Origin of the sequence: Streptomyces sp. NPDC051183, from assembly GCF_040682455.1 — a bacterium.
Classification (GTDB): domain Bacteria; phylum Actinomycetota; class Actinomycetes; order Streptomycetales; family Streptomycetaceae; genus Streptomyces.
Genome location: NZ_JBFBBA010000097.1, coordinates 1 through 6,841, shown reverse-complemented (window position 1 = coordinate 6,841; position 6,841 = coordinate 1). Strand labels below are relative to the sequence as shown.

The following is a 6,841-nucleotide window of genomic DNA, read 5'->3' as shown; positions in this document are numbered from 1 at the left end:
CTCCGCTGGTCACACTTCCGCCGACGCAGCCAAGCCCGAGCCCGCCGCTGCCACTACCAACGACGGGGCCACGACCCCCACATGCGGTTGCAGTACTAACGCGCCGGCACAGTCAGCGGACCGAACGGTTGCGCTCGACCCTGGCGTCGGTCGGCCTGGCCCTCGCAGGCCGGGCCGGGGCCCGCATCGCCGGCGTACTCGGCGTTTCCGTCAGCCGTAGCACTGTGCTCCGGCTGGTGGACGCGCTTCCCGAGCCCGAAGCGGTCGCACCGCGGGTGGTCGGTGTCGACGAGTACGCGACCCGGAAGGGCCGCCACTACGGCACCGTCCTCATCGACATCGAAACCCGCCGCCCTGTCGACCTGTTGCCCGACCGGGAGGCGTCCAGTCTGGCGGCCTGGCTCGCCGCACGGCCGGGCGTTGAAGTCATCTGCCGAGACCGAGCACCGTTCTTCGCCGAAGGTGCCACCGCCGGCGCTCCGCAAGCGGTCCAGGTCGCGGACCGGTGGCACCTCTGGCACAACGTGAGCGAGGCTGCCGAACGGGCCGTCGCTCAGCACCGCCGCTGCCTCCGCGCCCTTGTCACAGCCGCCCCCGAACCCGATCCGGAGCCTGCGCCGGAGGAAGATTCCTCTGGCTCGCCATGGCCGACCGGCCATCGTTTCGCCGACCGCACCCGCGCCAGGCACGCCGACGTCCACGCACTGCTGGAGGCCGGGCACAGCCGTCGCTCGGTCCAGCGGCAGCTCGGTATGACCTGGCGGACCGTCAAGCAGCTCGCCGACGCAGCGAGGCCGGAGGAGCTTTTCACCGGACAGTGGCAGAACCGACCGTCGGTCCTCGATGACTACAAGCCCTACCTGGACGACCGGTGGAACGAGGGCTGCACCAACGCCTGGAAGCTGTGGGAGGAGATCGTGCCGCTCGGCTACAAGGGCAGCTACCAGCGCGTCCGCGCCTACCTGCACAAGAAGCGCACCTCACCGCGACCCGTGGTCGCCCGGCCGCCCTCGCCCCGAACGGTCGCCGGATGGATTCTCCGGCGACCGGAAACTCTTCCCGAGGCCGAACAACTGCTGCTCAAAACCGTGCGCACCCACTGCCCCGAGATCGACGCGCTTACCCGGCACGTCCGCGCCTTCGCGGTCATGCTGACCGAGCGCCAGGGCGAGCGTCTCCCGGACTGGCTCGCCGCCGTCCGGCAGGACGATCTGCCCAGTCTCCATACCCTTGCCGCCGGGATCGACCGCGACCGCGATGCCGTCATCGCCGGTCTCACCCTGCCTTGGAGCTCGGGCGCAGTCGAAGGCCATGTCAACCGCATCATTCTGTGGAATCAGCGATGTCAAGCGGTGTACTTGTGCATCACGTCGAGGTAGTGACGGTCCCGGTGAGGCACGTGATTGTCCCGGCCCGGGAGGCTGAAGACCGCGTAGACGTCAGCGGGCCGGGTGAGGATGCTGGACTGCTGGCCGAAGGTCAGGGTGTCGTTGACGTGATGCTCACAGCCTGCGGTGTCCAGGGCCGCGACCAGTTCCTCGCGGAGCACGGTGGCCTCGAACGACTCCGATTCGGGCAGGACGAGAGCGGGGAGCTTGGCTGTCGAACCGGGCCAGAGGTGGAGCCGGATGCCGCTGACGGCCCTCTGGGTGATGTCCAGCTTGAGTCCGCCCCAGGAGTACGGGTAGCCATCGATGTCGGGCCCCTTCATGCGGATGGCGGGGTGTGGCCGCCCCGGGCCGAGGATGCCCTCGGCCTCGGCCAGGGGCATTCCGCAGTGAAGCGGACCGATCCTGCCGGTTCGGGCGAAGTCGACGAGCACGTTCATCAAGGTCACGGCAGTGACTGTGTCACTCTCCCGGGCTTGTATGCACGCCGATATCAGCGGGGTGCGGAGCCCGTCCGGCCCTGTCGGACGTCGACGAGCGGCAGAAGGCGGGCCGTCACCGGCACGTCCAGTTCGCGTGGTGTCGGGCCGGCCGGAGTGGGTGTGTCGGCGAGGCGGTCGAGTAGCCGGTCCAAGGCCGCCTGGCCGTCTTCGACGGCTGCCTGCTCATCGCCGGTCAGCGGGATTGACACCGCCATCTTCTGCAAGTTGCTTTTGGCTTCCAGGAGTTGGGATCGCGTGGAGTCCTTTGGAGTGTAGAAATCGCAGCGCGCGCAGGCCATACGGTGCTGGCACTGCTCGAAGAAGGTGTAGCCGCAGTAGCCGTGTCCAAGGTCGTAGTGCTGCCAGGGCTCACCGGCCGCGGCGGCGCCGGAGGCCACCGCGTCGCGGTCGACCAGGACCTCGATGGTGCGCACGTTGCGCTCGAAGTAGCCGGCTTCGGAGTAGGCCTTGGACAGGGTGTTCGGCGTGATCTTCGCGTAGTACTGCGTGGATTGCGGTGAGCGATGTCCGAGCCAAGCCTGCAGCTCGAACAGCGTCATCGGCTCCTTGGCGTTGTAGAGCTGGCTGGCGATGGTGGACCGGGCCCGGTGGCTGGTGATGTTGCCACGGACGTCGGCGGCCGGGACTCCGGCCTTGCGGCAGAGCATCGGGATGACGGTGTTGTTGATGTAGCTGGTGGAGACGCGGCGGGCCCGGACGGCGAACAGCGGGTCGACCAGCTCGCCGGTGCGGCGGTCGGTGAACTTCGGCTGGTTGGGGCGGGCGGCCTGCCAGGCGTCAACGGCCTGGCCGAGGATCGGGTCGACCGGTTTGGTGAAGGCGGTGCCGGTCTTGTGGGTGGGGACGTCGAGCAGGCAGACAGCGTCGCGGGCCAGGACCTGCTGCGAGTCGCCGGCGATCGGTGTCCCGTCGTGCTGCCAGCGGATGCATCCCACCTTCAGCCGGGCGATCTCGTCGCTGCGCTGGCCGGAGAACAGCCAGGTCAGCGTGACGGCGCGGACCAGTTCGAAAGGGTAGAAGTGCCCGGAGCGGGTCTGGGGGAGGTCGGCGGCCTCCAGGTTCAGGCCGGCCCACAACAGTTTCGCCCAGATCTCGTCGGCGATCACCCTGGGGTCGGGTCCGAGGAGGGCGGCGATGCTGCGGGGCACGGCCAGCGCGCGCTGGGGGTCGAAGCGGCGGGGCAGCCACTCCCACTCCTGGCAGTCGCGGAAGAACGTCCGCAGCGCGGTGATCTGCCCGGCCTTGCTGGGCGCTTCCAGCGGCTTGCCGAGACGGTCGCCCAGCCCGATGGTGCGCTGGACGTAGTCGCCGACCTTCAACCGGTCCAGCGCGGCGATCCAGGAAGCGCAGGTCTGCCGGGTCCAGTCGGCCGGGTCGGCAGCGTCGGGCTGTTCGGCGGCGATCCACCGGCCGACCTTGAGCAGGTTCGAGCGGACGCCGCCGCGAACGCGCGGCGTCAGCGTCGATGTGGCGTGCCAGCGGTCGGCCCACTGTTCCCAGACCGGCGCGCCACCGGTCGCCCGGGCCGAGTGGCGGCCGGTGGCGGTGCGCGGCGGGTCACAGAATCCGAGCTCGGCGACCGCCCGCTGCATCGCGTGCAGGGTGTTCAGCCGACTGCCCTCCAATAGCCGGTCGAGGCGGACCCGGTCGAACAGTGCGGTGTCGAGTTCCTCAAGATGAGGGCTGCGGTTGAGCAGGAACAGCTGGCAGGCCACCATCGGCAGCAGGGTGTCCTCGTCCCGGCCGAGCCGGTAGCCCCAAGCGGTCAGGACCGTACGAAGTCGTGCGATCTCGCCGTTGACGCGGTCGCGTCCGAAGACCCGCCAGGCCAGGGTCAGCCGCTGGAAGCTGCCGAGCCGGTGGAACTCGTTGAAGCCACCGAGCAGGTAGGCGTGCGCCGCGAGATAGGGGCGGACCTCGTCGCCTGCCCAGGTCGGCGCGTGCTGGCGGAACTCGGCCTGGGTGCGGCCGAGCAGATAGACCCATTCCTCCGCGGTCCAGCTCCAGAAGGTCCTGCCGGTCTCCGCGCACCGCGTCAGCAGCACCGCGACCACGTCGAGCATGGCCCGTCGGCGGTGCGGGGTGGGCGGGGAGTCCAGTGCGGCATTGACCGCCTCCAGCGGGCCCAGCAGCCGCGCGATCACGCGCCAGCCCGGCGCGGATGGGTCGTGGTATTGCAGTCGCCGCAGATTGCGCACGCCCAGGTCGGCCACGGCCCTGGCCTCGGCAGGTCGCACCGTCACCGCGGCGTTGTCCCGGGGCGGGGAGATCGGCCAGGACCAGCGACCGGTCCCGTCCTCGGCGGTGACGGCTGACAGTGGTGCGGTCACCGAGACACCTCCGCCGTCGCGCCGTTCGTGGATGTGAGCATCTGTATGCGCCAGGCATGGATGTGCTCCATGCTGCGGGCCAGCTTGTCGGCCAGGTCCCGGCCGGACAGGTGGATGTACTGGAGCGTGGAGTCGGTGTTGCGGTGGCCAGCGAAGGTCGCGATCGCGTGCAACTCCCAGCCCATCCGGGCCAGATCGGTCAGACACAGGTGGCGGGTGGTGTGGGTCGAGAACCGAGGGACACCGGCCTCCAGGGCGATCCGGCGGACCACCTTCGACCAGGTCCACAGGGTCAGCGGCTGCCCGTGGTTGCGCCGGGACTCCGACAGGAACAGCGGCCCCCTGGCCCGGCTGACCGTGGCCCGGTGGGCGAGGTAGGCCGACACCAGCACGCCGGTCGACGCCGAGTACGGCACCACCCGCTCCAGCCGGTTCTTCGTCGTCTCCGCCCGTACCCTCAGCGTCCGGTGAGCCGGATCGAGGTCGTCGGTCCGCAGCGAGCACAGCTCCTCCCGCCGCAGCGCGGCATCGTAGGCCAGGGCCAGCATCACCCGGTTGCGGACCGGCTCCTCCCGCGCGACCTGCAGGATCCCCAGCCACTGCTGTTCACTGGGGATCCACGGCAGCTTCGTGAGCCGCGGCGCCAGCCCGCGCTGCTGCCCGCCCCTCTGGCGCCCCGGGGTGTAGCGGCCCCGGCCGACCGGGTTCGACTCCCGCAGGCCTTCCTCCATGAGGAAGTCGTAGAACAGGCGGACCGGTACCAGGCGCTGCTGGATGGTGGCGTTGGCCAGTCCTGCCCCCGAGTCGATCGAGACCACATTGGCCCCTCGACGGTGCGGCCGTGAGGTCAATTCCCGTACGTAGACCACTATATGTGCGCGGTTCGCCGTGACCGGGTCGACGGTCTCCCGTTCGCACATCAGCAGGTACTCGGCCAGCCCGCGGGCGTAGGCATCGATCGTGCGGGGCGCACGGCCGAGATCCGTCCAGATCGTCAGCCAGGTCGCCGCCTGCTCGTGCCGGCCGAGCACCGGCCACTTCTCTATCAGCACCGTCGTGCCGCTCAACACATCTCCCAAGAGTCCGTGGTTGCACCAGGGAGACATGATCACCCCGGCAGATTCCACGTAACTTTTAAAATGATCAAGCGGCAGATGTACGGGCGCGCTGGCTTCAACCTCCTGCGCAAGCGGGTACTGCTTGCCTCCTGAGCGCACTGTCAGTGACCAGTGCGACGATCCCCAGACGACCGCGCGAGGAGAGACATGGGCACCTGGGACATCGGCCCCTTCGACAACGACACCGCCGCCGACTTTGCCGGTGACCTGGACGAGGCAGCGCCGGAAGAACGCGAAGCCATGATCCGCGGCGTGCTCAAGCGTGCCGCCGGGCCCGCGGACCTCCTGGGCATCTACGACGGCGAGCGAGCCGTGGGCGCCGCGGCTCTGGTCGTTGCCCAGCATTCTGACGGCGATAGGGCGTATTCGAACTATGGCCCATCAGAACCGCTACCGGAGTTGCCCGCAGACCTTCGAATGCTCGCCGTCGACGCCCTGGATCAAGTGGTCTCCGACCGGTCCGAACTCGCCGAGCTGTGGGCCGAAGCCACGAACTGGTCGAAGTGGCGCCAGGACATCACCCGCCTCCGCAACGTCCTTGACCCTCCGATCCCGCCACAAGAGGAAGCCCTGTTCGAAATCTAGTCGGTGACTCACAGTTACGGACCACAGAAGTTGAGCCAGAGCCCGAGAACGGGAGGCACCCGCCCGAGGTCGGCAACGGCGCGACGGCGACTGCTGCCTGCGCCCGTAGCCAGCGCTTTTGTCCCGGACTCCCGTGGGGCGGTTGACGGCTGTCGGCAGCGCGAGGTGGTCACGCCAGACAACGCAGGTGTTCAGCATGCCCCGCCAGATCCTGCGGGCGGCCTGGGAGTCACCCGACCGAAGTCCAGGTCGAAGCTGTTTCATCAGCCGTTATCTGGCACAGGACCGCGCTCACGATCACCCACATCAGGTACCTGCACCGGTGGCCACTGACCGAGGCGGTGTTCAGCTGGTAGGCCTGGGGTGACATTGCGCCGCGTGGCGCGCGTGAGGAATCGTTTCGCCTTCTTTGTCACGTCTTAGGGTCGGCTCCAACCACTTGGGCCCGTTCGAAGAGTGGGCCGTGACGGCAACGCTCACTACTGAAGGAGACTCATGGGAATCCTCAACAGCGCAGGCAAGGCCGCCACGCAGGCTCGGGACGCAGGCCACGTCATGCTCGGCGGCAAGAACGCCTCCGGCTTGAAGCACCAGATCGTCACTGCCACGGGCACTGGGACCGTCGAGGCCAAGGCACCTGACGGGTACATCGTCACTGGCGGCGGCTGGGAGAACGCCCACCTTGACAAAGGCGACATTGTGCTGGAGAGCTACCCCTCCGCCGATGGTACTGGGTGGAAGGTGCGGATCAGGCGGGGGTCTTCGACGGAGCACCTTGAGCACACGGTGTACGCCGTCTGCGTCGCCGCCGACAGCTGACTGCTAGTGCCGCATCAGGCAACGTTCGCCCTGTTCACGACGTAGCGGAGGCGCTCATCTTGAGCGTGCTTGTTCCGCCAGATGATGTAGCGGCGGAT

The 6,841-nt window shown here is 68.6% G+C and carries 6 protein-coding genes and 1 pseudogene; 3 read left to right on the top strand and 4 right to left on the bottom strand.

Features of this window, described 5'->3' with window-relative positions:
* Positions 1-128 precede the first annotated feature (128 nt).
* A complete protein-coding gene (locus AB0M99_RS37320) occupies positions 129-1,379 on the top strand; it encodes a transposase (RefSeq protein WP_365928653.1) in 1,251 nt (416 codons plus the stop codon).
* Here AB0M99_RS37320 and AB0M99_RS37315 read toward each other — a convergent pair.
* From AB0M99_RS37315 to AB0M99_RS37305, 3 genes are read right to left on the bottom strand one after another with little or no spacing between them, the layout of a single operon-like run.
* Positions 1,346-1,837: a hypothetical protein gene (locus tag AB0M99_RS37315; protein ID WP_365928651.1), complete on the bottom strand. Its 492-nt coding sequence runs from the start codon at positions 1,835-1,837 to the stop codon at positions 1,346-1,348. The two genes, AB0M99_RS37320 and AB0M99_RS37315, sit on opposite strands and share 34 nt — an antisense overlap.
* A 44-nt stretch (positions 1,838-1,881) precedes the next feature.
* Entirely contained in the window at positions 1,882-4,221 is a 2,340-nt protein-coding gene (locus AB0M99_RS37310; protein ID WP_365928649.1) for a tyrosine-type recombinase/integrase, read from the bottom strand.
* The gene (locus tag AB0M99_RS37305) at positions 4,218-5,288 is read right to left on the bottom strand and encodes a tyrosine-type recombinase/integrase (RefSeq protein ID WP_365928647.1); all 1,071 of its coding nucleotides are present in this window, start codon (positions 5,286-5,288) and stop codon (positions 4,218-4,220) included. Before AB0M99_RS37305 ends, AB0M99_RS37310 begins: the two co-directional genes overlap by 4 nt.
* A 198-nt stretch (positions 5,289-5,486) precedes the next feature.
* On the opposite strand from AB0M99_RS37305, the gene AB0M99_RS37300 reads away from it, so the two are divergent.
* Together AB0M99_RS37300 and AB0M99_RS37295 are read left to right on the top strand one after the other, a co-directional pair.
* The gene (locus tag AB0M99_RS37300; RefSeq protein ID WP_365928645.1) at positions 5,487-5,924 is read left to right on the top strand and encodes a DUF4259 domain-containing protein; all 438 of its coding nucleotides are present in this window, start codon (positions 5,487-5,489) and stop codon (positions 5,922-5,924) included.
* Positions 5,925-6,419: 495 nt separating this feature from the next.
* Entirely contained in the window at positions 6,420-6,743 is a 324-nt protein-coding gene (locus AB0M99_RS37295; RefSeq protein WP_365928643.1) for a hypothetical protein, read from the top strand.
* Positions 6,744-6,757: 14 nt separating this feature from the next.
* Here the strand turns inward: AB0M99_RS37295 and AB0M99_RS37290 are convergent.
* Positions 6,758-6,841, bottom strand: a pseudogene (locus AB0M99_RS37290) (transposase); the annotation flags it as partial.

What these genes read in the sequence shown, in the direction of transcription:
- AB0M99_RS37300 (WP_365928645.1), top strand. Translation starts at nt 5,487, where the DNA reads ATGGGCACCTGGGACATCGGCCCCTTCGACAACGACACCGCCGCCGAC.
- AB0M99_RS37295 (WP_365928643.1), top strand. Translation starts at nt 6,420, where the DNA reads ATGGGAATCCTCAACAGCGCAGGCAAGGCCGCCACGCAGGCTCGGGAC.